Annotated in this window: 30 protein-coding genes and 2 riboswitches; of the genes, 12 read left to right on the forward strand and 18 right to left on the reverse strand. The window is 34.9% G+C overall.

What is annotated here, in order from left to right; all coding sequences use genetic code 11:
- Positions 1–18: 18 nt before the first annotated feature.
- On the reverse strand, positions 19–1278 hold the full coding sequence (locus tag NSS97_RS20450) for an extracellular solute-binding protein (protein WP_107886399.1): 1260 nt from the start codon (positions 1276–1278) through the stop codon (positions 19–21).
- Between the two features lie 324 nt (positions 1279–1602).
- On the opposite strand from NSS97_RS20450, the gene NSS97_RS20455 reads away from it, so the two are divergent.
- Positions 1603–3363, forward strand: a complete 1761-nt coding sequence (locus tag NSS97_RS20455; RefSeq protein WP_107886398.1) for an alpha amylase N-terminal ig-like domain-containing protein — start codon at positions 1603–1605, stop codon at positions 3361–3363.
- A gap of 38 nt (positions 3364–3401) precedes the next feature.
- Here the strand turns inward: NSS97_RS20455 and NSS97_RS20460 are convergent, their stop codons facing one another.
- Positions 3402–5078: a glycoside hydrolase family 13 protein gene (locus NSS97_RS20460; protein ID WP_107886397.1), complete on the reverse strand. Its 1677-nt coding sequence runs from the start codon at positions 5076–5078 to the stop codon at positions 3402–3404.
- 278 nt (positions 5079–5356) lie between these two features.
- On the opposite strand from NSS97_RS20460, the gene NSS97_RS20465 reads away from it, so the two are divergent.
- Positions 5357–6457 (forward strand): ABC transporter ATP-binding protein, encoded by a 1101-nt coding sequence (locus tag NSS97_RS20465; protein ID WP_044442811.1) that lies wholly within the window; start codon positions 5357–5359, stop codon positions 6455–6457.
- A 64-nt stretch (positions 6458–6521) separates the two neighbouring features.
- On the opposite strand, the gene NSS97_RS20470 is transcribed toward NSS97_RS20465, so the two are convergent.
- The 3 genes from NSS97_RS20470 to NSS97_RS20480 all read right to left on the reverse strand — a co-directional run bounded on the left by NSS97_RS20470 (position 6522) and on the right by NSS97_RS20480 (position 7926).
- Positions 6522–7031: an SDR family NAD(P)-dependent oxidoreductase gene (locus NSS97_RS20470; RefSeq protein ID WP_107886396.1), complete on the reverse strand. Its 510-nt coding sequence runs from the start codon at positions 7029–7031 to the stop codon at positions 6522–6524.
- 65 nt (positions 7032–7096) lie between these two features.
- Positions 7097–7192 carry a hypothetical protein gene (locus NSS97_RS20475; RefSeq protein WP_000145641.1) on the reverse strand — a complete coding sequence of 32 codons (96 nt, stop codon included), beginning with the start codon at positions 7190–7192 and terminating at the stop codon, positions 7097–7099.
- A gap of 278 nt (positions 7193–7470) precedes the next feature.
- On the reverse strand, positions 7471–7926 hold the full coding sequence (locus tag NSS97_RS20480; RefSeq protein ID WP_044442808.1) for an RDD family protein: 456 nt from the start codon (positions 7924–7926) through the stop codon (positions 7471–7473).
- 131 nt (positions 7927–8057) lie between these two features.
- Here NSS97_RS20480 and NSS97_RS20485 point away from each other — a divergent pair, with 131 nt between their 5' ends.
- Positions 8058–8489, forward strand: coding sequence for a DUF3997 domain-containing protein (locus NSS97_RS20485; RefSeq protein WP_002138153.1), 432 nt, complete (start codon positions 8058–8060; stop codon positions 8487–8489).
- Between the two features lie 44 nt (positions 8490–8533).
- On the opposite strand, the gene NSS97_RS20490 is transcribed toward NSS97_RS20485, so the two are convergent.
- Both NSS97_RS20490 and NSS97_RS20495 read right to left on the reverse strand, forming a co-directional pair.
- Entirely contained in the window at positions 8534–9292 is a 759-nt protein-coding gene (locus tag NSS97_RS20490; protein ID WP_002066932.1) for a hypothetical protein, read from the reverse strand.
- Positions 9293–9463: 171 nt separating this feature from the next.
- The gene (locus tag NSS97_RS20495; RefSeq protein ID WP_107886395.1) at positions 9464–10192 is read right to left on the reverse strand and encodes a DUF4184 family protein; all 729 of its coding nucleotides are present in this window, start codon (positions 10190–10192) and stop codon (positions 9464–9466) included.
- 148 nt (positions 10193–10340) lie between these two features.
- Here NSS97_RS20495 and NSS97_RS20500 point away from each other — a divergent pair, with 148 nt between their 5' ends.
- Positions 10341–10610: a hypothetical protein gene (locus NSS97_RS20500; RefSeq protein ID WP_107886544.1), complete on the forward strand. Its 270-nt coding sequence runs from the start codon at positions 10341–10343 to the stop codon at positions 10608–10610.
- 10 nt (positions 10611–10620) lie between these two features.
- Positions 10621–11346: an AAA family ATPase gene (locus NSS97_RS20505; protein ID WP_107886394.1), complete on the forward strand. Its 726-nt coding sequence runs from the start codon at positions 10621–10623 to the stop codon at positions 11344–11346.
- Positions 11347–11375: 29 nt separating this feature from the next.
- Here NSS97_RS20505 and NSS97_RS20510 read toward each other — a convergent pair whose 3' ends face one another.
- The 3 genes from NSS97_RS20510 to NSS97_RS20520 all read right to left on the reverse strand — a co-directional run bounded on the left by NSS97_RS20510 (position 11376) and on the right by NSS97_RS20520 (position 13695).
- Positions 11376–12551, reverse strand: coding sequence for an acetyl-CoA C-acetyltransferase (locus NSS97_RS20510; protein WP_002128911.1), 1176 nt, complete (start codon positions 12549–12551; stop codon positions 11376–11378).
- A 139-nt stretch (positions 12552–12690) separates the two neighbouring features.
- Positions 12691–13140, reverse strand: coding sequence for an NUDIX hydrolase (locus tag NSS97_RS20515; RefSeq protein WP_033708394.1), 450 nt, complete (start codon positions 13138–13140; stop codon positions 12691–12693).
- A 261-nt stretch (positions 13141–13401) separates the two neighbouring features.
- Positions 13402–13695, reverse strand: coding sequence for a DUF3928 family protein (locus NSS97_RS20520; RefSeq protein WP_002088390.1), 294 nt, complete (start codon positions 13693–13695; stop codon positions 13402–13404).
- 177 nt (positions 13696–13872) lie between these two features.
- Between NSS97_RS20520 and NSS97_RS20525 the strand changes: the two genes are divergently transcribed.
- Positions 13873–14490, forward strand: coding sequence for an ImmA/IrrE family metallo-endopeptidase (locus NSS97_RS20525; protein ID WP_016120760.1), 618 nt, complete (start codon positions 13873–13875; stop codon positions 14488–14490).
- Between the two features lie 194 nt (positions 14491–14684).
- On the opposite strand, the gene NSS97_RS20530 is transcribed toward NSS97_RS20525, so the two are convergent.
- From NSS97_RS20530 to NSS97_RS20545, 4 genes are read right to left on the reverse strand one after another with little or no spacing between them, the layout of a single operon-like run.
- A complete protein-coding gene (locus tag NSS97_RS20530; protein ID WP_044442785.1) occupies positions 14685–14957 on the reverse strand; it encodes a hypothetical protein in 273 nt (90 codons plus the stop codon).
- Positions 14958–15008: 51 nt separating this feature from the next.
- Entirely contained in the window at positions 15009–15770 is a 762-nt protein-coding gene (locus NSS97_RS20535) for a DUF1129 domain-containing protein (RefSeq protein ID WP_341113921.1), read from the reverse strand.
- 13 nt (positions 15771–15783) lie between these two features.
- Positions 15784–16551, reverse strand: coding sequence for a DUF1129 domain-containing protein (locus tag NSS97_RS20540; protein ID WP_044442781.1), 768 nt, complete (start codon positions 16549–16551; stop codon positions 15784–15786).
- Positions 16551–16883 (reverse strand): PadR family transcriptional regulator, encoded by a 333-nt coding sequence (locus NSS97_RS20545; protein WP_002014879.1) that lies wholly within the window; start codon positions 16881–16883, stop codon positions 16551–16553. Before NSS97_RS20545 ends, NSS97_RS20540 begins: the two co-directional genes overlap by 1 nt.
- 196 nt (positions 16884–17079) lie before the next feature.
- Between NSS97_RS20545 and NSS97_RS20550 the strand changes: the two genes are divergently transcribed.
- Positions 17080–17856 (forward strand): 3-hydroxybutyrate dehydrogenase, encoded by a 777-nt coding sequence (locus NSS97_RS20550; RefSeq protein ID WP_002128918.1) that lies wholly within the window; start codon positions 17080–17082, stop codon positions 17854–17856.
- 150 nt (positions 17857–18006) lie between these two features.
- Here the strand turns inward: NSS97_RS20550 and NSS97_RS20555 are convergent, their stop codons facing one another.
- From NSS97_RS20555 to NSS97_RS20570, 4 genes are all read right to left on the reverse strand, one after another.
- The gene (locus NSS97_RS20555) at positions 18007–18144 is read right to left on the reverse strand and encodes a YvrJ family protein (RefSeq protein WP_002014881.1); all 138 of its coding nucleotides are present in this window, start codon (positions 18142–18144) and stop codon (positions 18007–18009) included.
- 290 nt (positions 18145–18434) lie between these two features.
- The gene (mtnA, locus tag NSS97_RS20560; RefSeq protein ID WP_341113927.1) at positions 18435–19490 is read right to left on the reverse strand and encodes an S-methyl-5-thioribose-1-phosphate isomerase; all 1056 of its coding nucleotides are present in this window, start codon (positions 19488–19490) and stop codon (positions 18435–18437) included.
- Positions 19487–20665, reverse strand: a complete 1179-nt coding sequence (mtnK, locus tag NSS97_RS20565) for an S-methyl-5-thioribose kinase (RefSeq protein WP_105589699.1) — start codon at positions 20663–20665, stop codon at positions 19487–19489. Before mtnK ends, mtnA begins: the two co-directional genes overlap by 4 nt.
- 88 nt (positions 20666–20753) lie before the next feature.
- A riboswitch (SAM riboswitch) is annotated at positions 20754–20894 on the reverse strand.
- Positions 20895–20965: 71 nt separating this feature from the next.
- Positions 20966–21829 carry a carbon-nitrogen family hydrolase gene (locus NSS97_RS20570; protein ID WP_341114668.1) on the reverse strand — a complete coding sequence of 288 codons (864 nt, stop codon included), beginning with the start codon at positions 21827–21829 and terminating at the stop codon, positions 20966–20968.
- A gap of 14 nt (positions 21830–21843) precedes the next feature.
- On the opposite strand from NSS97_RS20570, the gene NSS97_RS20575 reads away from it, so the two are divergent.
- The 5 genes from NSS97_RS20575 (at position 21844) to NSS97_RS20595 (ending at position 26282) form a co-directional block, all read left to right on the forward strand.
- Positions 21844–23034 carry an aminotransferase class I/II-fold pyridoxal phosphate-dependent enzyme gene (locus NSS97_RS20575; RefSeq protein ID WP_107886391.1) on the forward strand — a complete coding sequence of 397 codons (1191 nt, stop codon included), beginning with the start codon at positions 21844–21846 and terminating at the stop codon, positions 23032–23034.
- A 52-nt stretch (positions 23035–23086) separates the two neighbouring features.
- A riboswitch (SAM riboswitch) is annotated at positions 23087–23192 on the forward strand.
- Positions 23193–23256: 64 nt separating this feature from the next.
- A complete protein-coding gene (gene mtnW, locus NSS97_RS20580; RefSeq protein ID WP_341113931.1) occupies positions 23257–24501 on the forward strand; it encodes a 2,3-diketo-5-methylthiopentyl-1-phosphate enolase in 1245 nt (414 codons plus the stop codon).
- Entirely contained in the window at positions 24498–25157 is a 660-nt protein-coding gene (locus NSS97_RS20585) for a 2-hydroxy-3-keto-5-methylthiopentenyl-1-phosphate phosphatase (protein WP_002128925.1), read from the forward strand. Before mtnW ends, NSS97_RS20585 begins: the two co-directional genes overlap by 4 nt.
- On the forward strand, positions 25154–25792 hold the full coding sequence (locus tag NSS97_RS20590) for a methylthioribulose 1-phosphate dehydratase (protein ID WP_002128926.1): 639 nt from the start codon (positions 25154–25156) through the stop codon (positions 25790–25792). Before NSS97_RS20585 ends, NSS97_RS20590 begins: the two co-directional genes overlap by 4 nt.
- On the forward strand, positions 25770–26282 hold the full coding sequence (locus tag NSS97_RS20595; protein ID WP_107886390.1) for a cupin domain-containing protein: 513 nt from the start codon (positions 25770–25772) through the stop codon (positions 26280–26282). The genes NSS97_RS20590 and NSS97_RS20595 overlap by 23 nt, the downstream gene beginning before the upstream one ends.
- Positions 26283–26465 lie beyond the last annotated feature (183 nt).

Below are 26465 nucleotides of genomic sequence, written 5' to 3' on the forward strand. Positions count from 1 at the left end.
AGAGACACGAATTTCACCTTATTTTTTCTTACTATGATTTGCCTCAATATTACCTTTAATTTGTTTCACTGCACTATCAAGTGCGGATTTTGGTGCTTCTTTATCTGATACAACTAATTGAAGCGCATCCCCAGCTGGTTTCCAAACTTCCTGCATTTCTGGAATATTTGGCATTGGAATTCCATTTTCCGATTGCGTGGCAACCGCTTTTGCAGCTTCGTTATCTTTAATAATTGGATCTTCCATTACTGATTTTACTGGAGGAATTTCTTTCGTTTTCTCAAATCGAATTTTCGCATTTTCTTCATTTGTAACCCACTCAGTAAATTTTGTAGCTAAATCATTTTGTTTAGAGAAGCTTGTTACATGCCATCCTTTTACGCCAACAAATGTTTTCATCGGTTGACCATTTTGTAATTTTGGCATTGGAGCAACACCATAATCTATTCCAGCCTTTTCCATCGCTTGAAATGCCCATGGACCATTCATAATAGATGCTGCTTTTCCTTCATTAAATAATCCATCTGCAGCTGAACCACCAGATTCACCGATAATACCTTTCGGGAATAACTTTTCTTTGTACCATTTTTGAATATATTCAGCACCTTGTACTGCACCGCTATTATTTAATCCAATATCATTTGCATTTGGCTTTCCATCTTTTTCACCAAATACATAACCACCCATACCTGCCATAAATGCATTAGCGAAGTAGAAGTTATCTCCTAGTGCTAAAAATCCGTATTTTCCATCCTTCGTAAAGTCTTTTGAGAAGTTAAACAGTTCATCCATCGTTTCAGGTGCCTTTTGCATCAATTTTTTATTATAAATAAAGATTGGTGTTTCAATCGCTTTTGGCAAACCGTATAATTTTCCGTTATATGTTTGTGCTTCTATTGATAAATCTGTAAATTTACTTTTTACTGTATCATCTACTTTCACTTCTGAAAGTAGCCCTTCTGTTACCGCATTACCAATATGATCATGTGGCAATGTTACAACATCTGGCCCTGTGCCAGCTGGACCGTCAAGACGAAGTTTTTCTATTTGTTTCGTCATCTGAACCTCTTCAACTTTTACTTTCACATTATATTTCTTTTCAAAACTTTTCACCGCTGGCTCTAGACCCACACCTTTTTTCTCATCTTCCCAAACGAGAAGATCATAATCTTTCTTCTCTTTACTTACTTCCTTTTTCCCTGAATCTTTCGGTCCACATGCAGATAACATACCAATTGATAATGCTGAAACCGTTAATAATGATAATGCTTTCTTCATCCCAAAAACCTCCCTAAATTGTCTATGTACCTTAGCCACTGAAAACGTTTGCATTTAATAGTTTAATTGAAGCGCAAACAATATATCAATCTATGAAAACGTTTGCGCTATTTGTCTATCATTATACATTCTTTTATTCATTTTGCAAATATTAATTTTCAAAATAATCTCCTCATACTCTTTATTCATTGACTTTACATAAAATGAATACTACTCTTATAAGCAATATTAAAGTTATGTTAAAGGAAATCGTTTGCAACATAATCTTTATTATTTCGTTTTAGGTAACAATATGTATAGAGGTATTAAAGGGGGATTTTCTATATGCTTAAAGAAGCGATCTATCATAGGCCAAAAGATAATCATGCATACGCTTACAACGAAAAAACAATTCACATCCGAATACACACAAAAAGAGATGATGTTCACAGCGCCGCCCTCATCTACGGGGATCCGTACGAATGGCAAGATGGGAAATGGATTACAGCAAGTACACCAATGAAAAAAACCGGATCTACTGAGTTATTTGATTATTGGTCGGTTTCAATCGAACCGAAATTTAAACGCTTACGATATGGATTCGAATTAAAAAACGACGTAGACACTCTTATTTATACAGAAAGAGGATTTTTTTCTAACATTCCAAATGACGATGTCGGTAACTTTTTCTGTTTTCCATTTATTCATGCAGATGATGTATTCAAAGCACCATCCTGGATTAAAGACACCATTTGGTATCAGATTTTCCCTGAACGATTCGCTAATGGCGATAGTACGCTGAATCCAGAAAACACCCTTCCTTGGGGAAGTACGAATCCAACTCCAACTAATTTTTTCGGTGGAGATTTTGCTGGTGTTATTCAAAACCTTGATTACCTTGTTAAGCTTGGCATTTCCGGAATATATTTCACACCTATTTTCAAAGCTCATTCAAACCATAAATATGACACAATTGACTATATGGAAATTGATCCACAATTTGGTACGAAAGAAACTTTTAAAGAACTCATTGAAGCGTGTCATAAACGTGGTATAAAAGTAATGCTCGACGCTGTTTTTAATCATAGCGGGTACTTCTTTGATAAATTTCAAGACGTGCTGGAACAAGGTGAAAATTCCGCCTATAAAGATTGGTTCCATATTCATGAATTTCCAATTATAACCGAGCCACTTCCTAACTATGATACTTTCGCATTTACACCATATATGCCTAAATTAAATACGGCACATCCAGATGTAAAAGAATATTTACTTGAAGTAGGTCGTTATTGGGTAAGGGAATTCCATATAGATGGTTGGCGCCTTGATGTAGCAAATGAAGTCGATCACAGTTTTTGGAGAGAATTCCGAACTGAAATAAAGACATTAAATCCTGAAGTATATATTTTGGGAGAAATTTGGCACGATGCCCTCCCGTGGCTACAAGGCGATCAATTTGATGCTGTCATGAGCTATCCTGTTACAAACGCTCTACTTTCTTACTTTGCTAACGATTCCATTAAAGCAAGTGAATTCATGAAGCAAATTACAGAATCTCTACATTCCTACTCTATGAATGTAAATGAAGCAGCATTTCATTTATTAGACAGCCATGATACTCCAAGAATTTTAACAACATGCAACGGAGATAAAAATAAGTTAAAATTGCTCTATGTATTCCATCTTTCTTTCATCGGCTCTCCTTGTATTTATTACGGAGATGAAATTGGTATGGATGGTGGCATGGACCCCGATTGCCGTAAATGTATGATTTGGGATACTAAAGAACAAGATCATGCATTATTTACACATATACAAACATTAATTTCATTACGGAAACAACATAAAGCATTTGGAGGACATGGTACTTTTCAATTTATCGAAGCAAATGATGAACATAATTATATTTCTTATACGAAAACATATGAGGATGAAACTATCTTTTTCGTTTTAAACCCTACTAATAGTGAAGTTACAGTGTCACTCCCTCTTCATGTTACTGGTAAGAAAATAATTAACATTTATACAAACGAAGAATTTTCAGCGGAAGCAAGTGTATTACAAGTTACACTTCCACCGTATGGATTCTCTATTTTAAAATGGTAATAGTAAAAGCCTTATGCCAGGGTGGCATAAGGCTTTTCTTATTTCAATTTAAATACCATTGCTTCATATGGTCGTAATGTAATGTTTTCTATCAATACATTTTCTACATCATAATTGTGTATTAATAACTCTGCTTCACTATAAACAATATCCTCTGGCAATTCAAATACACATTCATCCGCAGTGAAGTTTGCAATCACCAGCAGCTTTTCTTCTCCATATGTTCTTACATAAGCAAAAATAGAAGGGTTATTTTCTAATATTAAATCATATGTTCCATACACAACTATTTCATTGTTTTTACGTAATTCAATCAATTTTTTATAGTAATAAAAAATCGATTCTTCGTCTTGGATTGCCTGTTTCACATTAATCTCTTTGTAGTTAGGATTTACCGCAATCCAAGGCTCACCCGTTGTGAATCCAGCATGTTCTCTATCATCCCACTGCATCGGAGTTCTAGCATTATCTCGGCCCTTTATATATATAGACTGCATCACTTTATCTATATCTTCGCCGCGCTCTATAACTTTTTCTTTATACATATTTAGTGTTTCAATATCTCGGTATTCATCAATTGATTCAAATCGAACATTGGTCATTCCGATTTCTTCTCCTTGATAAATATATGGTGTCCCTTTCATCATATGAAGTACTGTCGCTAACATTTTCGCTGATTCAGTATGATAAGCTCCATCATTACCAAAACGAGATACAACGCGAGGCTGGTCATGGTTATTCCAATAAAGGCTATTCCATCCTGTTTGTTCTAATGCTTTTTGCCACTTTGTTAAATTTTGTTTCAAAGTAAGAAGTGAGCATGGTTTTACATCCCATTTCCCACCTTCTCCGGAATCTAAATCCATATGTTCAAATTGGAATACCATTTGCAGTTCTTTTCTAGCTTCCCCTGTATACAATTTAGCCTCTTCTGTCGTTACACCCGGCATTTCCCCAACCGTCATAATGTCATACTGAGACAATACGTCTTCATTCATTTCATGCAAATACTTATGAATGTTCGGACCGTTCATAAAATGTTTATGCCCTGAAACATATCCTTCTTCATCCGTTTCAACAGCTGGTAAGCCATCTTCTTTAGAAATAAAATTAATAACATCCATACGGAACCCATCAATTCCTTTTTCTAACCAAAACTTCATCATGTCATAAACATCTTGTCTTACCTTTTCATTATCCCAGTTTAAATCTGGCTGTTTTTTAGAAAACAGATGTAAATAATATTCATCTGTCATCTCATCATATTGCCATGCAGATCCACTAAAGGCTGCTCCCCAGTTATTCGGCTCTTTCCCTTCTTTTCCAGGGCGCCATATATAATAGTCTCTATATTTATTATCTTTCGATTTACATGATTCAATAAACCAATTATGTTCATCTGAAGTATGATTAACAACTAAGTCCATCATAAGTTTCATATTACGTTTATGCATTTCATGTAATAGTTCATCCCAATCTTCCATTGTTCCGAACTCTTTCATAATTTTACAATAATCACTTATATCGTAACCATTATCATCGTTTGGAGATTCATAGACTGGTGATAACCAAATTACATCAATACCTAATTCTTTTAAGTAGTCTAGCTTCGCAAGAATACCACGAAGATCACCTATACCATCACCATTACTATCCATAAAACTACGAGGATAAATTTGATATACTACACTTTCTTTCCACCATTGTTTTCCCATTATGCTACCCCATTTCATCTATACTATTGATTCTTTTTTCTTTTTTTTAAGGCGCAAACGTTTTCATTACTGAATGATAACAGATTCTATCCAAATTTAAAATAGCGCTTACAATATTTATTTTCTTTTTCTAATAAAACATGTGGAACTTATTATATATTCATAGGAATAATGAAAACGTTTTATTTTTTTATAGTGTTTTTATTTCTTTTTTGAATCTATTCGTTTATAATAAATTCAAAGAAAACGTTTGCATAAACTTTCTAGGGGGAAATATCATGGCAGAACTTAAATTAGAAAATATTTATAAAATATATGATAATAACGTAACAGCCGTAACAGATTTTAATTTACACATTCAAGATAAAGAATTTATCGTATTCGTTGGTCCTTCTGGCTGCGGAAAATCTACAACACTACGAATGGTAGCTGGACTTGAAGATATTTCAAAAGGAGAATTTTCAATTGACGGTAAGCTAATGAACGATGTTCCTCCAAAAGATCGAGATATCGCAATGGTCTTCCAAAACTACGCTCTTTATCCACATATGAGTGTGTATGATAATATGGCATTTGGATTAAAGCTTCGAAAAATACCGAAAGATGAAATCGACCGTCGAGTGAAACATGCAGCTCAAATTTTAGGGCTTGAACAATATTTAGATAGAAAACCGAAAGCTTTATCAGGTGGACAACGTCAACGTGTTGCATTAGGTAGAGCAATCGTTCGAGACGCAAAAGTTTTCTTAATGGATGAACCCTTATCAAACTTAGACGCTAAACTACGTGTTGCAATGCGATCAGAAATTTCTAAATTACACCACCGCCTTGGCACAACGACAATTTATGTAACACATGATCAAACTGAGGCAATGACAATGGCTTCACGTCTTGTTGTTATGAAAGACGGCAAAATCCAACAAATTGGAACTCCCAAAGAAGTATATGAAACACCTGAAAATATTTTCGTTGGTGGTTTTATCGGTTCACCCGCAATGAATTTCTTCCGCGGAAAATTAACTGAAACCGATTTCGTTATAGACAGTTCATTAAAGTTTAAAGTATCTGAAGGAAAAATGAAATTATTACGCGAACAAGGCTATGTAAATAAAGAAATTATTTTAGGTATTCGTCCAGAAGATATTCATGATGAACTATTATTTTTAGAAGCTTCACAATCTACTACTTTCACAACAAAAATTGAAGTTGCTGAGTTGTTAGGTGCTGAATCCATTTTATATATGAAACTTGGAAACCAAGATTTTGCAGCACGTGTTGATGCAAGACATATATTCTCACCTGGAGACCAAATTAAATTGGCATTTGATTTAAATAAAGCGCATTTCTTTGACAGCCAAACAGAACAACGTATTCGCTAAAAATTTTTTCTTCTATATAACATACAAAAAAACCGTCCACATACATTGAGGGCGGTTTTCATTATTATACTAGGGCGTCTACTGTATGAAATGATTGTCCTTTCATGCTAATAATACCGAAAATCGGTAAGTCACTAAGCACCACTTCTTCTTGCTGTTTCATAAAAGATGACGTTAATTGTTTTATCTCTATCCAAACGTCATTAATACAAAGTACATTGGAATCGTTCTCTTGTTGGCGAGAAAAAATAGAATCTATTTTATATAAACCAGCATTTTGAAAAAGCATATCAATGCGACTGAATGCATTCAAAGTAATACTGATAACGCGTTGCCAATCTCCTTGTTTTTCCATATCATAGGATACAAAAAGTGCCTCTCCGCCTAGATTCGTAATTTCTTCCACTGTTGCTTGTCCACTTTCTTGATCAATGTCCGTCACAATTATTTTTGCGCCTTGCTTAGCCAACAAAAGAGCTGTACTACGTCCAATACCGATGCCACCACCAGTTACAATGGCAACTTTTCCTGCAAGCTTCATTTTCATTACCCCTTCTATATGTCTTACCGTCATTCAGTATACTCCTTTATTAGATTAGTCCGCAAGCAGGAAAAGTTAACCTTACAAATTGTAAACGATTACTTTTTTGTTTCTTTTTTCTTACTATTATATTGATCGAAGGTTAAACCGATAAAAATAAGAATCCCCCAAAATATTAAGCTACCTCCGGTCATTCCAAATCCCCCTTTGTTATACAACAATATTATCTATATTCATTATAACATTAACTTAATTTTCAATCTATTCGGACGAAAAATAGGATGTTTGAATTAGCCACCGCTTCTTTAAACATTCTTCAATAACATGGTGAGTACTATATAGGAGATATCTAGCCTATATAAATCCCATTATATCAATTACATTTATCAAATTTCTAAAAAAAATAAGACTTTTTATATACAAACAATAAAAAGTCTTATTTCACTATTATAACGTATAATCTAAATGTTCCTTATACCAGACTCATCACTTTCGTCTTTGCAATTAAATCATGGAAACCACAATTATCTTTGCGGAATAACATCATATATACGTTACATATTAATGGGATTCCAAGTAACAATATGTTTGGTAATAACAATACAAAAAATCGTATTATTAATGTTTGTAACGTTAGTTTTTCACTTGTTAACGAGATTATTTTTGTTCTTGTTACCTTTTTACCAAGTGTAGAACCGTTCCAAAGAAAAGGTAAAAGAATAAAATTTATAGCCATTAATACGAAAACAAGTGTAAGGTCATATCTATAGTCACCTAAACTTATATTAAAACGATTGAAAATAGCACTATAGTTTCCGGTAATAATAGCTACTACTGCACCGTACGTAACCGAGATTAAAAACATGTCAATAAGGGAAGCACCTATGCGATTCATTACAAGCGCTGGACGATGCATCTTTAACTTCATTTTGTGTCGACTCCTTCATATCCTTCTTTACCCGTCTCATCGTACCACTTCTAAAAAACATTGTAAACTGGCGTTTCGCTTACTTTTCTTGTACAATGTGTTACAACAGCATTGTAAAGGAGGTTCCCATATTGAAAAGATGGATAATCCTATTTGCCGCACTCTTATTAACAGGTTGCACAGGCAATACAAACCATTTGACCTATACAATTAACGATGAATATGAACTCATACATACTTCTGGAGATGCATTTGAACTTTTCCCATCGCAGGATGCTGTATATGCTACACAATACATCCCTGCAAAAATTACAGAAATTGCTTGGGATGATAAATACATTATCACAAAGCAAATTGAGGAAAAATCAGATCCAAATAATCCTGACGCAGCAATTACAAATAAAAAAAGTGAACATTATTGGATTATCGATGTAAAGCATAATAAACGATTTGGTCCTTATAATGAAAAACAATTTAACGAGCAAAAAGATGCTTTTAAAATTACAGTGCCTTTTCAAAGTGTAGATTCATATATGAAAGAGCTAAAAAAACAGTCAGCATAACTTTTTATGCTGACTGTTTTTGCTTAAATTATTATAAAGACACTTTATTTAGAGAGTGAAATATTAAAAGTTTGCGGTTCTTTAACAGCTTCATTTGTGTCTCCTGCTGCTAAATCATCTGTCGTAAACTTAATATCCTTTACTTTTTCTTTTCCATCATCAAGTATTAAACCGATAATTCCTTCTCGTGTCTCACCAGGCCTATAATCTTCCCTTGAAACACTCTTTGTACCAACGAGCGTATCTTCATCATATAAAAAGTTTTGAGTTGCTACATTAAAATGTTGTTTGTCATTTATAGCAACATCATTCATAGAGAAAAATTGCATGTTCTTATCTCCACTATTCTCTACCTTATATGTAATTTCAACATACCGAATCGTATCGCTAATCTCTGTTCCACTTAACGATGCATATAATTCAGCATCTTCTTGACTCACTTTATCTCCCAATCTACGCTTTACTTCTTCAGGAGTTAATGCAGTATACACTTTCAATGTATTTTTTGCCTCTTTGCTCATTTGTGATAATGAGATAACTTTAACGTCTTGTACGTGAATTTTCATTGGGGCTACTTCAAATGTCTGATTCACAGAATGAATCTGTTCTAATTCAAATGTCCCCCACCCTTTTTCTTTCACTTTTTGTCCTACTTTTTTAAGCTCACGCCCACCATACTCTTTTGTTTCGGGAATAGATTCTTTCTTTTTAGGTTCTGCCTTCTTTTCTTCTTGCTGGAAGCAACCACTTAACATAAGAAGAAAACTGCATAAAACAAAAATACTTTTCCATGCTTTCATCATTTAATTTCTCCTAACACTATCATTCATTAATATAAAGTGAAACTTTAATCAGTGGGGGTTTTGTCCATCCCCCACTGATTATTAGCCCGCACCAATCGGGCTTTTACGGGCAGTTGATCTCCAGCCGAATTTTGAGGTGGGAGTCTTACTTGCCCGGAAATAGCGGGTAAATTAGTCCCTTGATTTGTAAACTATAGAAACAATAAGAAGTCCACAAAACGAACTTGTCAGTCCAGATACTATTATACCTCCTATTTGGAAAATATGAAAATAGGGGTCTAATAACGCGTGAACGATAAATATAATGGCCGCCACAACGATAGATGAAGCCCAATATTTCTTTTTTTCCGAAGTTAAACTAGTATCTTGATCAGTTTCCCTCCTATATTTCCATAGTACATATATTAGTAATAGTAGACCAAAACATGTACTCCCATGCTGTAAAAATTTATAAATTGGAATACTATATACTTCTTGCTGTAACAGCGGTATTTTCATAACAAAATAGCCTGTCTTATGAGTAAAAGCATCCCAAACGACATGCGTCACCATACCGAATAAAGCAGAATAGCAAAATACAAAAAAGTCCTTCCAAGTATATAGCCCCCACTTCGCATCTACTACATATTTATAGTAACTAGCAAAAGGCTTAGGTAAATATGTTATAAACGGTCCTTTTAAAATACGATGATATGCATATGCTAATAAAAAAACGAGTGGTAAATTCAAATAGAAGAAACCAGCCCATGTATGGCCAATAATACCGTATGGCCTAAAATATAAAAAATATTCAAAATCAGGTGCCATACTACCCAATACAAGAGCCGTCACCGAAATATAACTAGAATGTTTCTTAGCAAAAGGGAGAACAGCTGCTGGATGTGCAAATGTAAACGGCATATTAATACTCCTCTTCATATTTCTAATAGACTACCATCTATCATAACGAGAGAATTGATCTTGATGCAATGTTTATTTTCACATTGGAATATGATAGCTTACGTGTTATAATCCACATGAAATATTCAGAAAATAAGGAGATGTTCACGTGTCATTAACACTTGTCTTTTTTCTTGTTTTGTTTATATTGTTTTTAAGTACATACATCGGATTCTTTATATGGAAGCACTTGAAAATTATAAAATATATGCCTGCTCTCTTTGGCTTTATGAGCGTTCTTTTCATTTTCATATGGAAGAGAATGACTTTCGGCTGGGAAGGGCTCGGTTTTGACGCACTTCGATATACAATATTACTAGCAAGTTGTATTACACTTGTATTCGCTGCTTTTTTAGAAACAAAATCCCTTATGAATTGAGGTTTATATATTGATTGAAACACCCTTTTTAAAAAGCGTCTCATTACAAAAAGAAAATATCCCTAGCTTTTCCGCATATCCATACTGCTTACCGGCTATACGAACATTACAATCACTCCTTTTCCATCCGAATGTAACATTCATTATTGGAGAAAACGGAACGGGTAAATCAACATTACTCGAAGCGATTGCAGTTGCTTTAGGTTTTAATGCAGAAGGTGGAACGAAGAACTTCCGTTTTAACACGTACGATTCACATTCATCTTTACATGAATACATTCGAATTTCAAAAAGTTTCAATACACCAAAAGACGGTTTCTTTCTTCGCGCTGAATCATTTTATAACGTTGCTTCTTATATCGATGAAATAGATGCTATAAAATCTTATGGCGGCGTTTCACTTCACGAACAATCACACGGCGAATCCTTCTTCTCATTATTTATGAATCGTTTTTCAGGACAAGGTTTATACATTTTAGATGAGCCTGAGGCAGCTTTATCCCCAATGAGACAACTTTCAATGCTCATTCGCATGCACGAACTAGCTGAACAAGGTTCACAATTTGTTATCGCAACGCATTCTCCCATTTTAATGGCTTATCCTGAATCTACTATATACTCTTTAACTCAAGAAGGGATTCACGAATCGTCATTAGAAGAAACGGAGCATTACCAAACGACGAAACTTTTCTTTGAAAATCGCGATCGATTATTTTATCACTTATTTGAGTCATAAAAAAAGAGGCAGCAATCGCTGCCTCTTTTTTATAATGCTTCTATAAATAAAGCTACTCCAATACCGCCTCCAACGCATAGAGAGGCAATACCTTTCTCTAATCCACGTCTTTTTAATTCGTGAATTAAACTTACCGTAATACGAGCTCCTGTACAACCAATTGGATGTCCAAGTCCTACACCACTACCGTTTACATTCACTTTCTCACGGTCTAACCCTAACTCTTTCTCTACAGCTAAATATTGTGCAGCGAAAGCTTCATTAATTTCAAGTAAATCTGCATCTTCTAATGACCAATCTACTTTTTCTAATCCTTTACGAATTGCTGGTGCTGGTCCAATACCCATAATTTTCGGATCTACACCCGCTACTGAGTATCCAACAATTCGAGCTAACGGTTGTAAGCCTTTTTCTTTTGCTTTTTCTTCGCTCATTAATACTAGAACTGCACTTCCGTCATTAAGACCAGATGAATTCCCTGCAGTTACTGATCCGTCTTTACGGAAAGCTGGTTTTAATCCTGCTAATTTTTCAGCTGTAATATCTGCACGTGGATGTTCATCCTTCGCAAATACAACTTCTTTTCTACGTTCTTTTATTGTAATAGGAACAATTTGATCGTCAAAGTATCCAGACTCCATCGCTTGCAGCGCTAATGTATGACTACGAAGCGCAACTTCATCTTGTTCCTCTCTTGTAATTTCATATTGTTCAACTAAATTTTCCGCTGTTTCACCCATCATAATATGGTGAATCGGATCTTCTAAAACTTCCCACACCGTATCACGAATTTCTCCGTGCTGTAGACGTTGTCCCCAGCGGTGTTGTTTCAATGCATAAGGGCTCGAGCTCATTGCTTCTACTCCACCTGCAACAACAATATCACTTACACCTAATTGGATTTGCATTGCAGCAGACATAATTGCTTGCATACCTGAAGAACATTGACGTTGAATTGTATAACCAGTAACTGTGTCAGGAAATCCTGCCGCTAATGCAGCTGTTCTTGCCGTATTTGCTTCATCAGTTCTTTGAATACAATGACCTAAAATTACTTCATCAACTTCATGTGGCTCTACTCCGCCTCTTTTTACAGCTTCCTGAAGTACAGGAACAGCTAATTCTACTGGTGTTATATTTTTTAGTGCTCCTCCGAAAGTTCCAATTGGTGAACGAACTGCAGCTGTAATGACAACATTATGCATTTTGTACTTGCCCCTCTCTTATGTACCCTAGTAAGTTTTTAGGTGAAATTCCATAAGTTGTATGTCTAAAATTATCATACTATAAACATACCAAAAAATCAAAATATTTAATATAATAAAAATAGAAGGAATTAACCTTCTATTCTGTCAATGCGTATAAGAATTTTTGTAATATCTTCTCTGTCGTTTCATTCAATTTTGGTAACTTATCTACTGGAAAATATTGAAGTTGTAACCCTTCATGATCGAGCTTTAATTCTCCGCTTACATGATGTGCCTGATACAGATGAATCACATTAAAAATTTCATCTCCATTTGGATAACGGAAATAAACTTCCTTTCCTGAAAGAACGCCAAGAAATTGCATAATTTTCGCGTTTAGTCCCGTCTCCTCGAATAATTCTCTACGAGCAGTTTCTTCTGTCGTTTCTCCCAGTTCCATTGCCCCACCAGGTACGCCCCAATCATATGTATCTGAACGATATTGAAGCAATACTTCTTGATTATCATTTAATATAATAATTGCTGATCCTACTAAAATAAGTGGTCTCGTACCAACTACTTTGCGTAACTCTTCAATATACCCCAATATGTAAACTCCCCTTTCCTCACCCTTCCTTATCATAACAAAATTCTCTTTCTTTTGTTGCTGTAATTTTCAATAAAAAAGGAAGCTTCCACTTCCTTTTTTTACCGTTATCCTGCTATTTGCGGGCGGTAAGACCCCTACCTCAAAATTCAGCGAAAGTAAAGAAGTTAGGTGGGGATCGGGCTGCCCATAAAAGCCCGATTGGTGAGGGCTGATAATCAGTGGGCGATGAACAAAACCCCCACTGATTAAAGTTTCACTTTATTTCTTAAAGCTTTCGTATTTTACAACTTCAAAAGCTTCTTCAATTTCCTCATTATGATAATGGACATATGTAAAACGTCCTAATTCTACTAATCTAGCTATTTCTTGCAATGCTTTATGCTGATCATATGTTTCTTCAATTGTAATATGTACATAAAACTTCATTAATGGATGTTCATATAAAGGTTCTCCCACCTCTACATATACATCTTCAACCCCTTGCACAACTCTTACATAGCTCGCAAATTGATACAGAGCTTCTCTGTCTGAAACGATTTTTAATGTATACATATATTCTCCCCCTTTTCTTTACTATATCAAAAAGATGACCATACTACGTTATAGAACTATGAAATTTTTTCGACTTATAGTCTATATATTCGTGTAATAAACAAGGCGTTTATCCATACATAGGACCTTTCCCCCACATATATTATAGAAAGAATTTTTTCATTTGAGGTGTTCCTTATGAATTCATACGTTAATATATGTGTTTGCATTACTCCAGGCGCCGATATTTCTGACGACCGTATTGCAAAAGATTTAGCAGTTGCAGAATCAATTTGGCATCCCATTACATTTAAAATTAAAGAAGTAATTGTACTAAACGAGCTTTTCCGTTTTTCTAATCGGGAAATTAGTTATAAAAACTCCATTCAAAGTCAGGAAAAATTATCATCTTTTTTTCAAACTTGTGTTAACGAAGCTCCTGAATGCGACCTTTATATTTGTTATATTGGTAGTGATTATTTCAAAGAAACCGCAGTAATCGCTTGCGCTTACTCTCTAGCGAAACAACAACAACTTACTGGTTACATCGTTTTAACAAACTCAGCTGCTCCAATGAAAAATATATACACCCTCGCTCACGAAATTGGTCATATTTTATTTACAAGACGAATTCATGGAAAACTTACGCACGCAGATCCCCACTCTCCAACCGGTTCTGAACATCACCATTCACCATCGAACCTTATGTACCCTATAGTCCCTAGCCCTAATAACGTTCACATCAATTCATTATTAACAAATGAACAAAAAGCGCTCTCTTTACAAAGTCCTTTATTACAAAGAAAAAAACAGTAACGATATTGTTACTATTTAAAACAATATATTCAAATAAATAAACCGGATTTCAGCTGCTAGAAATAAAGTGAAACTATAATCAGTGGGGGTTTTGTTCATCCCCCACTGATTATTAGTTGAACCAATCGGGCGTTTACGGGCAGTTGATCTCCCACCTAACTTCTTTGCTCCATCCGAATTTTGAGATGGGAGTTTTACTGCCCGTTAATGCGGGATAAAAACATACAACTAAAGATAAACGTAATCCCTCTAAAAATCCCTATATAATATTTCTTTGGAAATACTTTTTTGCATATCCAGAGCAGCCCTTTTCCTATTAAACCGAAGAACAAAACATAACCCGATGTGTCATCTAGTAAAGTATCGAAATAGTCATCATGTACCTTTTTCGAAAAGGTAGTATATAGCCCAAAAATCGTTAAACCTAAAAATACAATAGACAATATACCTAGAAATATACTTTGCATATTTGTTCCCCCCTTAATAAAAAATTCAGTTCGTGCACTATTAATATAAAGCTAGCTTACAGTTTTTTTCTCCTCATTTTTCAAAGACCATCGCATTAATACATACAAACTTCCGTACAGAAGTAAAGGCTCTAGTATTCTCCAATATGGGTTTTGCTTCCCTAATTCTTTAAATACAAACATAATTAATAGCGGTACGATAACAGCTAATATTCCAATCCATCCAAGTATAAAAGCTTCACCAATTAACAACACTAATAAGACAATTCCAGCTAGTATATAACTTTGCATAGTAGTTAATTGCAATACAGGTGTCCCATACCATTTATTCATAAACATTAATAATACTAGTAATAAAATTGGTAGCAAAGCTGCTACATAAATAATGCTAAATTCTTTTATTTTGCTTTTAAATGATGACATCTTAAAAGCAAAAATAATACACACAATAGTAATCATTAAAACAATTGGATACCCAATCAATTGTACATTCGTTAATGTAAATTTATGATTCGGACTTTCAAATGAAATATTTGTAAGTAACCAATATCCACCTATCCCAATTATCATTCCTAAAATAGTCTTTATACTCCCGCTTTTATCCTTCTCCATCTCTTTTGCCAATTCTTCCGCATACGCTTTTGGCGAATCACCAAATATATCACTTACCGTCTTTCCTTTTTTCTCACCTTCTATTAAATGTAGCTCTGCATCCTCTAAAAAAGCATCTACATCTCCTTCTTTAATTCCCTTCGTAATTAAATACACTTTCGTATCAATTAAAAACTTTTCTCCCTCTTTAGAAACTTGCATTAAAACCCCTCCCTTAATTAACCGTTTCTCTTCTATTCGCCTTCATCATAATTTCAAGGAAGATTAAAATAAACAAACTTCCGTATAAACATATAATTTGAAATAACATTGGCACGAGATCTTCCGATGTGAACGTTTTAAAAACTAACATAATAGAAATCGGAATAATTAAATATAAATTTTTAAACCATCCTTCAAAATATATATTTATAGCTACCGTGAGGATAAAGATCCCTCCAGCTAATATATAACTTTGGACTAGAGTCAACGTAAACATCGTTGTAGGATATATCATATCTAATATCGGAACTGCTCCTAATAAAAACATTGGCGCAATCATGACTAAAAACCACATGGAAAACCACGTTTTTGTAAAACTTGTTACAAATGTCATTTTACTAAGCAGAAAATTAGGACCCATTACAGCTACGATCAATGTAAAGCTATAGCCAATGCACTGAATAAGTGAAATCTGTAGAATTCCATTATTCACTATTAAGATAGAAGCAATAAACCAAAACGATACGATATTCATTACCGTAAAACCAATTTGCTTCCAATTTTCCTTTCTATCCCTTTCCATCACTTTTACAAGTTCATTCGCGTATTCTTTCGGTGAACTTCCGAAAATATCTTCTACACTTTTCCCTTCACCCTCACCTTCTATTAAATGCAACTCTGCATCTTCTAAAAAGCTTTCAATATCGCTTTCTTTCACACTCTTTGCAGTTAAAAACAATCTCATATCTAATAAAAAATTTCGCGCTTCATTTGATAACATTATTTTTTTCTCCCCTTCCCTTCAAGTAGACGCTCTACACTACTTTGCATCGCTTCCCAGCGATCCATAAATTCATCCAGTGCTTCCTCGCCTTTTTCTGTTAATGTATAATATTTTCGCTTTGGACCAGATGGAGATTCCTTCATTACACTTGTTATTAATCCTTCCTTTTGCATTCGTATTAATAACGGATAAATACTTCCCTCACTCGCCATTGTGAAACCATACTTCGCTAATCTTTCACTCATTTCATAACCGTATATTTCACCTTCAGAAATAATAGCAAGTAAGCATCCTTCTAAAATCCCTTTCAGCATTTGACTTGTCGACATAATTGAAATCCTCCTGCTATCTTGTTTTACAAGATAGATAAGCGTAAGTACCTTGCTTTACAAAATAGTATAGCAGAGACTATTTTGCAAAACAAGATAGCTAAAGATATTTTTCCAAATGTTTGCAGGGATTTTATTATCACCTCTCTAAATAGAGCAATAAGAGAACTTTTATTATGAAGGAGTGTTTTTCATCATGGTTACAAATCGAGTTGTCTTTTTAACAGGTGCTGCGAGCGGTATTGGTTATGAAATGGGAAGTGCTTTCGCAAAAGAGGGTGCTAAAGTTGTCATTAGTGATCGCCTTGAAGATCGTGCAAAAGAAGCTGCTGAACAATTGCAAAAAGAAGGCTATCAAGCCATTGGTTTAAAATGTGACGTTACATCTGAAGAAGAAATTACAGCAGCACTTTCTCAAACAGTTCGTCATTTCGGTTCATTAGATGTATTAATTAACAACGCAGGAATGCAACATGTTTCACCGATTGAAGATTTTCCAACTGATAAATTCGAGCTTCTTATTAAAATTATGCAAATCGCTCCATTTATCGCCATCAAACATGCCTTTCCGATTATGAAAAAGCAAAAATATGGTCGTATTATTAATGTTGCTTCGATTAACGGACTGGTTGGATTCGCTGGAAAAGCTGCCTATAATAGTGCGAAACATGGTGTAATTGGATTAACAAAAGTTGCTGCTTTAGAGGGAGCAACTCATGGAATTACTGTAAATGCTCTTTGTCCCGGATATGTTGATACCCCTCTTGTACGAAATCAACTACAAGACTTAGCAACTACGCGAAATGTACCACTTGAAAATGTTTTAGAAGATGTCATTTATCCTCTTGTACCACAGAAACGTTTGCTACAAGTACAAGAAATTGCTGATTATGCTATGTTTTTAGCGAGTGAAAAAGCAAAAGGTATAACTGGTCAAGCTGTCGTTATCGATGGTGGTTATACTGCTCAATAAAGTGAAACTTTAATCAGTGGGGGTTTTGTTCATCCCCACTAATTATTAGCCTTCACCAATCGGGCTTTTGCTGCCCGTTAATGCGGGATAAAAAATAAAGTTTGCTCTTCGCGAGCAAACTTTATTTTACTTTCTATCGCGAGGATCTTCCTACTTTAGTAATTGTTTAGGGAGCTTCTCAATTGCTACAATCACGCCGTCTAATTTACTTTCAATGCGATGTAGTAAATATAGCGTTACAACAATTGGAAAGCCCACATTACCTATCATCCCGATCCACTCTTCCATCTTTCTCTCCTCCCTTCATTACATAAATAAGAGGAAACGAAGACTTAAGGCATAAAAAACAAGCTATTTTTTATTAGCTTGTTTTTTAACTACTCAGCCATACATTTCATTTTTCAGCATATAGATTGCTACCATGAAGATACAAATAGTCCTACACCTTGCTACCTTTCTTTGTTTTAAAACGTTGCGCGTGGTAGGAACAGGCACTTACCGCTCCTATACATAGCCAGTCCCTCTCGACCATTTAAAAACATGCTTTTCTACCGTTTTTTTATATAGCGACTGAGCAGTTAGCTTATTTTTTCAAATAATGATGTAATTTCTTGCTTATAATCTCCACGTAAAATACCTTTCTCAGTAATAATCCCCGTAATTAATTCATGCGGTGTTACATCAAATGCAGGGTTAAATACAGGCGTTCCAAGTGGCGCCACTTGTTCCCCAAAAATTTTCGTAACTTCTGTTTCATCTCTTTCTTCAATGACAATTTTAGCACCTGTTTGTTTCGTAGTATCAAATGTAGATAACGGTGCTGCAACGTAAAATGGGATACCGAAATACTTTGCTAATATAGCTAAATTTAATGTTCCTATTTTATTAGCAGTATCACCGTTTTCAACGATTCGATCTGCCCCTACGATAATCGCATTAATTTCTTTCGTTCGAATTGCATGTGCTGCAGTATTATCCGTAATAAGCGTTACATCAATGTCTGCTTGTTTCAATTCCCATGTCGTTAAACGACCACCTTGTAAAACCGGCCTCGTTTCACACGCATACGCATGTAAACGCACACCCTTCTCTTTCCCAATATAAAATGGGGCTAATGCTGTTCCATATCTAGCAGTTGCAATACTTCCAGCGTTACAAATTGTTAAAATTTTATCACCGTCTTTAAAACATGTTAAAGCATGTTCTCCAATACTTCGGCACACCATTTCATCCTCTTGCTGAATATGAAGCGCTTCTTCTTCTAATATTTTTTGAGCTTCTTTTATTGTAGTAATCTCTCGAATAGATTCTCTCATACGATCGATTGCCCAAAATAAATTGACTGCTGTCGGGCGTGATGTTCCTAAATAGTTACAATCTCTATTAAACTTCTTCTGAAACTCATAGATATTTATAGCATCGTATTTCTTTGCCACAAGCGCCAAACCAAACGCAGCTACAATTCCAATTGCAGGCGCTCCTCGTACTTCTAACATAATGATACTTTTCCATACATCTTCAATATTCGTTAATGTTTTGTATTCAGTGACATGCGGCAACTTTGTTTGATTTAATACTGCAATTGCATCGCCTTTCCAACTTACAGATCTCGGAATAGTAATAATTGTACTCATGCTTTTACGCCTCCAACTGTCTGTTGAAATAATGTTCGAAACAGTTGAATATCAGCACACTTGGCTTCATATTTTATTAGTTCTCTACCTAAGGATAACGCTTGTTTTTTAGCTTGAATTCTATTTTCTTTATTTGCTATCCCATCTAAATCCGCTACATGAGCTAAACCAATTGTTCTACGAATCAGTTCACATCCGGCAAATCCGACGGCATCAGTAAAGATATTTTGCAAAATAATTGGTAACCATTGTTTTTCTTTCGTATATGCTTCTACACCTTCTCCAATCCATAACTTCGTAAAGTTTTCTACAAAATAACTCCATGTCTTTTCTATATGGAAAAATAGTACACTTCTCTTTTCTTCTTCTCTAGATAAAGCATTTAATAATAGATTTGCAATAAATTGACCGATATCAAATCCAAATGGACCGTACGTTGCAAATTCTGGATCGATCACTTTCGTTTCAGAAGGTGATGAAAAAATACTACCAGTATGTAAATCACCATGAATAAGCGCTTCTTTTCTCGTTAAAAACTTATATTTATATTGTGCTACTTTTAGCTTTAAAGTTTTGTCACTCCAAAGTTCATCAATCACTGACTGTAAATCTGACTCATAATCATTCGTATCATAATGTCCAAATGGATCCGTAAAAACTAAATTTTCTGTAATTTTACTAAGGTCTGGATTTACAAATGTACCTTCTAGTACCCTTTTCTCTTCTGACTGTAAACCGAAATCTGAAGTATAAAACAAAACATGTGCTAGAAAACGACCGATATGCTGGGATAAAAGTGGATATCCTTCTCCATCTATTAATCCTTTTCTTGTAATTGTTAGTCTTGATAAGTCTTCTATTACTGTAACTGCTAACTCTTCATCATGACTGTACACTACCGGAACATAATCTGGCACATACTTCGCAAAAATTTGTAATGCTTTACTTTCAATCGTCGCTCTTTTTATAGACAGTGGCCAGCTCTCACCAACTACTTTCGCATATGGCAGTGCTTGTTTTATTATAATAGACTTCTCTCCATCATCTAATTTGAACACGTAATTTAAATTTCCATCTCCAATTTCATGACAATCTACATTTGCTTTCTTTTCAAAATAACCGTGTTCTTTCGCATATTGTATAGCTGTTGTTTCAGTTAATGAATAATATCCCATCGTCTTCTCCTCCTTTTCATTCAGAGGTTTTTCTAAAATAGAAAAACCCCTTTCCACAAAGAAAGAGGTTTGAAGTTTATCTTCTCCCCTCTTATCTGCCAGAAAGTTTACTTTCTGCTGGAATTAGCACCGTGCCTTTTGGCGTCATAAACGCCCCATTTCACAATGGTATTACGGTCGGTTGCTGGGCTTCATCGGGCCAAATCCCTCCACCTGCTCTTGATAAGAGTTTTATAATTTTTAGAATTTTTAACTTTATGATGAAGACTATACCAAGAATAAAAATCACTTGTCAACATTTTATTTGTATAATTCTGGACGACGATCTGCAAAAACCGGAATTCCTTTACGTACCTCTTTAATTTTCTCGAATTTAAGTTCTCCAAATAAAATTGATTCCTCTTCATTTGCCTCTACCACAACTTCACCCCAAGGATCCACAATTAGAGAATAACCTGCAAACTCATTATTCGGATCCTTTCCTGCTCTATTGCACGCAACAACATAACACTGATTTTCAACTGCTCTCGCCTGTAAAAGCAAACGCCAATGTGCTAAACGTACTAATGGCCATTCTGCTACAACAAATAAAACTTTTGCACCTTTAGCAGTATGAACGCGCATCCACTCTGGAAAACGAATATCATAACAAATTGTACCAGCACACTCTACATCATCTAACTTAAATTCACCTGTCTCATTACCAGCAACTAAATATTTATGTTCATCCATCAGCTGAAATAAATGTACTTTACTATATTCATTGACTAGATTCCCTTCATTGTTTACAACATACATTGTGTTTGTAACCCCTTGCTCTGTTTGCTTTGCTATGGAACCACCAACAATATGTACACCATATTGCTTCGACCATTCTTTCAACTTTTCTTTCGTTTCTAATCCATCCGTATCTGCAATTTCAGAAAGTCTCGTTAAATCATATCCTGTTGTCCATAGTTCTGGTAAGACGATAACATCTGGTCTTTCTTTCATCGCTTCACTTATTTTTTTTTTAGCGTTCTCAATATTTTTTTCTACATCTCCAAAGACAATATCCATTTGAATACATGCGACTTTCATTTTTTCAGCCCCATTCTCATTTTTTTCTTTACAAAATACTGGAAAGATTATATCATTTGTCACTAGAATTGTAACAACTTTCAAAAGAGGTGGAAAGTATGAAATTATTTCAACCTTCTGAGATAGTAACATCATTGCCAACACAATTTTTCGCTTCACTTGTTGCAAAAGTTAACAAAGTCGTTGCAGCTGGTCACGATGTTATTAATCTAGGTCAAGGTAATCCAGATCAACCAACACCGCAGCATATCGTTAAAGCTTTACAAGATGCTGTTGAAAAGACCATTCATCATAAATATCCGCCATTTCGCGGACACGAAAGCTTAAAAGAAGCCGTGGCAACATTCTATCAACGTGAATATGATGTAGTAGTAAATCCAAAAACTGAAGTTGCTATTTTGTTTGGAGGAAAGGCTGGATTAGTAGAATTACCAGTTTGTTTTACAAACCCTGGTGATACTATTCTCGTTCCAGATCCAGGCTATCCAGATTATTTATCAGGAGTTGCTTTAGCAAAAGCACAATTTGAAACAATGCCGCTTATTGCAGAAAATAATTTTTTACCGGATTATACAAAAATTGATGACTCTGTTGCGGAGCGAGCAAAGTTAATGTTTTTAAACTATCCAAATAACCCTACCGGTGCTACTGCATCAAAAGATTTTTTTGATGCAACCATTCATTTTGCTAATAAACATAGTATATTAGTTGTTCATGATTTTGCTTACGGTGCTATCGGATTCGATGGTCAAAAGCCTGTTAGTTTCTTGCAAGCAGACGGCGCTAAAGATACAGGTATTGAGATTTACACTTTATCGAAAACTTTCAATATGGCTGGATGGCGTATTGCTTTTGCAGTAGGAAATGCAAGTGTCATCGAAACTATTAACCTATTGCAAGATCATATGTATGTTAGTATTTTTGGTGCAGTTCAAGATGCTGCCCGCGAAGCACTATTAGGCTCGCAGTCTTGTGTGGTAGATCTTGTTAATAGTTATGAATCTCGGAGAAATGCTCTTATTTCAGCTTGTCACTCAATTGGTTGGAAAGTAAACATTCCAACAGGATCATTCTTTGCATGGCTTCCTGTTCCAAAAGGATATACATCTGAGCAATTTTCTGACATTTTACTAGAAAAAGCACACGTTGCAGTTGCTCCTGGTGTTGGATTTGGTGAGCACGGTGAAGGGTATGTCCGTGTTGGTCTCTTGCATACAGAAGATAGATTACGAGAAGCAATTAATCGAATTGATAAATTAAATTTTTTCAAAAAGTCATTGACAACATAAAAAATATCTGACAAAATTCAGTTATCTTAAAAATTTAAACATTTCTAAATACTTCTTATCAAGAGCAGGTGGAGGGACGAGCCCGACGAAACCCGGCAACCGATCTACAATTGTAGACACGGTGCTAATTCTCGCAGCGTTACGCTGACAGATAAGGAGCTGGTTGTAAAAAAACCTCTCCTTAGCTGAGAGGTTTTTTTATTTAACTAGGAGGTTATAACAATGAGCGGAATTATAGCGACATATTTAATCCACGATGATTCTCACAACTTAGAAAAGAAAGCAGAACAAATTGCAATCGGTTTAACAATTGGTTCATGGACTCATTTACCACACTTATTACAAGAACAATTAAAACAACATAAAGGCAATGTCATTCATATTGAAACGTTAGACGAACAAGAACATATTAACTCTTACCTTGGCAAAAAAGTATCACGTGGACTCATTAAAATTCATTATCCATCGCTGAACTTTAGCCCTGACTTACCAGCCATTTTGACAACAACATTTGGAAAACTTTCGTTAGATGGAGAAATTAAACTAATTGATTTAACATTCTCAGACGAATTAAAGAAACAGTTTCCTGGACCAAAATTTGGAATTGAAGGCATCCGAAACCTTTTACAAGTTCAAGATCGACCTCTTCTAATGAGTATTTTCAAAGGGATGATAGGACGGAATATTGGATATTTAAAAACTCAACTACGCGATCAGGCAATTGGAGGCGTAGATATTGTAAAAGATGATGAAATTTTATTCGAAAACTCATTAACACCACTTATAAAAAGAATTGAATCTGGGAAAGAAGTTTTACAATCTGTATACGAAACTTACGGGCATAAAACTTTATACGCAGTAAATTTAACAGGTCGAACTTATGATTTAAAAGAAAACGCGAAACGTGCGGTGGTAGCTGGAGCAGACATTCTTTTATTTAATGTATTTTCTTATGGATTAGATGTACTGCAAGCACTTGTAGAAGACGATGAAATTCCAATTCCTATTATGGCACACCCTGCTGTAAGTGGCGCATATTCATCATCGAAACTATACGGTTTCTCTTCTCCATTACTACTTGGAAAATTACTACGTTACGCTGGTGCTGATTTCTCTTTATTCCCATCACCATACGGCAACGTTGCATTAGAAAAAGAGGAAGCTCTTCTCATTACAGAAGCATTAACTGAGGAAGACCACTATTTCAAGAAAAGTTTTTCTGTTCCATCTGCTGGAATTCATCCTGGTTTCGTTCCCTTTATTTTACGAGATTTTGGTAAGGATGTTGTTATTAATGCCGGCGGCGGGATTCACGGGCATCCAAATGGAGCCCAAGGTGGTGGCAAAGCTTTCCGTGCTGCAATTGAAGCTACTTTACAAGGTAAATCACTCCATGAAGTGGATGAAATAAATTTGCATAGCGCACTACAAATATGGGGAAATCCTTCTCATGAGGTGAAATTATGAGTATTCAAGTATTTTGTGATTTCGATGGTACGATTACAAATAACGATAATATCATGTCCATTATGGAAAAATTCGCACCACCAGAAGCAGAGGAAATAAAGCAAAAAATTTTATCGCAAGAACTTTCTATTCAAGAAGGTGTTTCTCAATTATTTCGATTAATACCTATTAATCTACACGATGATATTATTCAGTTTTTACAAGAAACTGCTGAAATCCGTACAGGTTTTCATGAATTCATACAATTCATTAATGAAAATAACATTTCCTTTTACGTTATATCAGGTGGAATGGATTTCTTCGTCTATCCACTCTTACAAGAAATAATCCCTAAAGAACAAATTTATTGTAATGCAACTGACTTTTCAGGAGAATTTGTTGAAGTGAAATGGCCGCACCCTTGTGACGAGCAATGTCAGCATAGTTGTGGTCTCTGTAAATCATCATTAATTCGTAAACTAAGCTCTAAAGATGATTTTCATATTGTGATTGGAGATTCTATTACTGATTTACAAGCAACAAAACAAGCAGATAAAGTATTCGCCCGTGACTTCCTTATTACAAAGTGTGAAGAAAATCGTATTGCTTATACACCGTTTGAAACATTTCACGATGTTCTAGCTGAACTAAAACATTTGTTGGAGGTGAAATTATGAAACAACTTTTTCGTCAATGGTATGACTTAAGTGAAATTAAAAAAGAATTAACAACTCGGAATTGGTTTCCAGCAACGAGTGGAAATATTTCTATAAAAGTCAGTCATGATCCCCTTACTTTTCTTATTACAGCAAGTGGCAAAGATAAAACCAAAACCACTCCAGATGATTTTTTATTAGTAAATCATCAAGGAGTTCCCGTTTTAGAAACTGAGTTACGCCCTTCGGCAGAAACAATATTGCATACACATATTTATAACAATACGAACGCCGGGTGCGTACTTCATGTTCATACAACTGATAACAATGTCATCACAAATTTGTATAGTGATGCAGTCACCCTTCAAAATCAAGAGATTATTAAAGCTCTTGATATTTGGGAAGAAGGTGCAACGATTAACATTCCTATTATCGAAAATGATGCTCATATCCCGACGCTTGGAGAGAAATTCCGAAAGCATATACAAGGAGATTCAGGAGCAGTATTAATTCGAAACCATGGCATTACCGTATGGGGCCGTGATAGCTTTGATGCAAAAAAAAGATTAGAAGCTTATGAGTTTTTATTCCAATTTCATATAAAATTATTATCAATTCAAGGAGGCGTTTCTAATGGCGCAAATTCGTATTCATGAGGAAAATACTCGTATTGAAAATGAAGTAGAAGTATCAAACTTTCTACAAGGAGAAGATGTTTTATATGAGAAATGGAATATTTCTAAACTTCCTACTCATTTAAAAGAAAATTACTCCTTAACAAATGAAAACAAAGCTGAAATATTAACGTTGTTTTCAAAAGAAATTGCTGATGTTTCAGAGCGCAGAGGTTATAAAGCATATGATGTGATTTCACTTTCAAATAGCACACCTAACCTTGACGAGTTATTAATTAATTTCCAAAAAGAACACCATCATACTGACGATGAAGTTCGCTTTATTGTCAGCGGTCATGGCATCTTCGCTATTGAAGGAAAAGATGGTCGATTCTTTGACGTTGAACTCGAGCCTGGTGATCTTATATCTGTGCCTGAAAATGCAAGACACTATTTCACCTTACAAGATGATCGCCAAGTTGTAGCTATTCGTATTTTTGTTACAACAGAAGGTTGGGTTCCAATTTATTAAGGTAGCTAGTTGAATAAAAGAACTTGGAACCCCTTTTCCAACCTTTTATTCACTCTACATATATACATCCTCCTATGGACCAGGCTTATTTCATAACATTGAAGTAAGCCTGATTTTTTATTTACTAAAATGATTTTTCCCTTTCGTTTGTTTAAATCAAATATCTCGAATCACAATTCCACT

It is taken from the genome of Bacillus sp. FSL R12-0074, assembly GCF_038005725.1.
Taxonomy (GTDB): domain Bacteria; phylum Bacillota; class Bacilli; order Bacillales; family Bacillaceae_G; genus Bacillus_A; species Bacillus_A mycoides.

Coding starts and splice junctions, on each gene's coding strand:
- NSS97_RS20455 (WP_107886398.1), top strand. CDS start 1,603: ATGCTTAAAGAAGCGATCTATCATAGGCCAAAAGATAATCATGCATAC.
- mtnK (WP_105589699.1), bottom strand. CDS start 20,665: ATGGGATATTATTCATTAACTGAAACAACAGCTATACAATATGCGAAA.
- NSS97_RS20470 (WP_107886396.1), bottom strand. CDS start 7,031: ATGACGGTAAGACATATAGAAGGGGTAATGAAAATGAAGCTTGCAGGA.
- NSS97_RS20520 (WP_002088390.1), bottom strand. CDS start 13,695: ATGTATACATTAAAAATCGTTTCAGACAGAGAAGCTCTGTATCAATTT.
- mtnA (WP_341113927.1), bottom strand. CDS start 19,490: ATGAGTACAATTATTACTATTCCGAGATCTGTAAGTTGGAAAGGCGAT.
- NSS97_RS20510 (WP_002128911.1), bottom strand. CDS start 12,551: ATGCATAATGTTGTCATTACAGCTGCAGTTCGTTCACCAATTGGAACT.
- NSS97_RS20475 (WP_000145641.1), bottom strand. CDS start 7,192: ATGACCGGAGGTAGCTTAATATTTTGGGGGATTCTTATTTTTATCGGT.
- NSS97_RS20585 (WP_002128925.1), top strand. CDS start 24,498: ATGAGTATTCAAGTATTTTGTGATTTCGATGGTACGATTACAAATAAC.
- NSS97_RS20535 (WP_341113921.1), bottom strand. CDS start 15,770: ATGCAAGTTTCTAAAGAGGGAGAAAAGTTTTTAATTGATACGAAAGTG.
- NSS97_RS20595 (WP_107886390.1), top strand. CDS start 25,770: ATGGCGCAAATTCGTATTCATGAGGAAAATACTCGTATTGAAAATGAA.
- NSS97_RS20490 (WP_002066932.1), bottom strand. CDS start 9,292: ATGATGAAAGCATGGAAAAGTATTTTTGTTTTATGCAGTTTTCTTCTT.
- NSS97_RS20460 (WP_107886397.1), bottom strand. CDS start 5,078: ATGGGAAAACAATGGTGGAAAGAAAGTGTAGTATATCAAATTTATCCT.
- NSS97_RS20530 (WP_044442785.1), bottom strand. CDS start 14,957: ATGCAAAGTATATTTCTAGGTATATTGTCTATTGTATTTTTAGGTTTA.
- NSS97_RS20495 (WP_107886395.1), bottom strand. CDS start 10,192: ATGCCGTTTACATTTGCACATCCAGCAGCTGTTCTCCCTTTTGCTAAG.
- NSS97_RS20480 (WP_044442808.1), bottom strand. CDS start 7,926: ATGAAGTTAAAGATGCATCGTCCAGCGCTTGTAATGAATCGCATAGGT.
- NSS97_RS20525 (WP_016120760.1), top strand. CDS start 13,873: ATGAATTCATACGTTAATATATGTGTTTGCATTACTCCAGGCGCCGAT.
- NSS97_RS20550 (WP_002128918.1), top strand. CDS start 17,080: ATGGTTACAAATCGAGTTGTCTTTTTAACAGGTGCTGCGAGCGGTATT.
- NSS97_RS20545 (WP_002014879.1), bottom strand. CDS start 16,883: ATGTCGACAAGTCAAATGCTGAAAGGGATTTTAGAAGGATGCTTACTT.
- NSS97_RS20555 (WP_002014881.1), bottom strand. CDS start 18,144: ATGGAAGAGTGGATCGGGATGATAGGTAATGTGGGCTTTCCAATTGTT.
- mtnW (WP_341113931.1), top strand. CDS start 23,257: ATGAGCGGAATTATAGCGACATATTTAATCCACGATGATTCTCACAAC.
- NSS97_RS20465 (WP_044442811.1), top strand. CDS start 5,357: ATGGCAGAACTTAAATTAGAAAATATTTATAAAATATATGATAATAAC.
- NSS97_RS20590 (WP_002128926.1), top strand. CDS start 25,154: ATGAAACAACTTTTTCGTCAATGGTATGACTTAAGTGAAATTAAAAAA.
- NSS97_RS20540 (WP_044442781.1), bottom strand. CDS start 16,551: ATGTTATCAAATGAAGCGCGAAATTTTTTATTAGATATGAGATTGTTT.
- NSS97_RS20450 (WP_107886399.1), bottom strand. CDS start 1,278: ATGAAGAAAGCATTATCATTATTAACGGTTTCAGCATTATCAATTGGT.
- NSS97_RS20575 (WP_107886391.1), top strand. CDS start 21,844: ATGAAATTATTTCAACCTTCTGAGATAGTAACATCATTGCCAACACAA.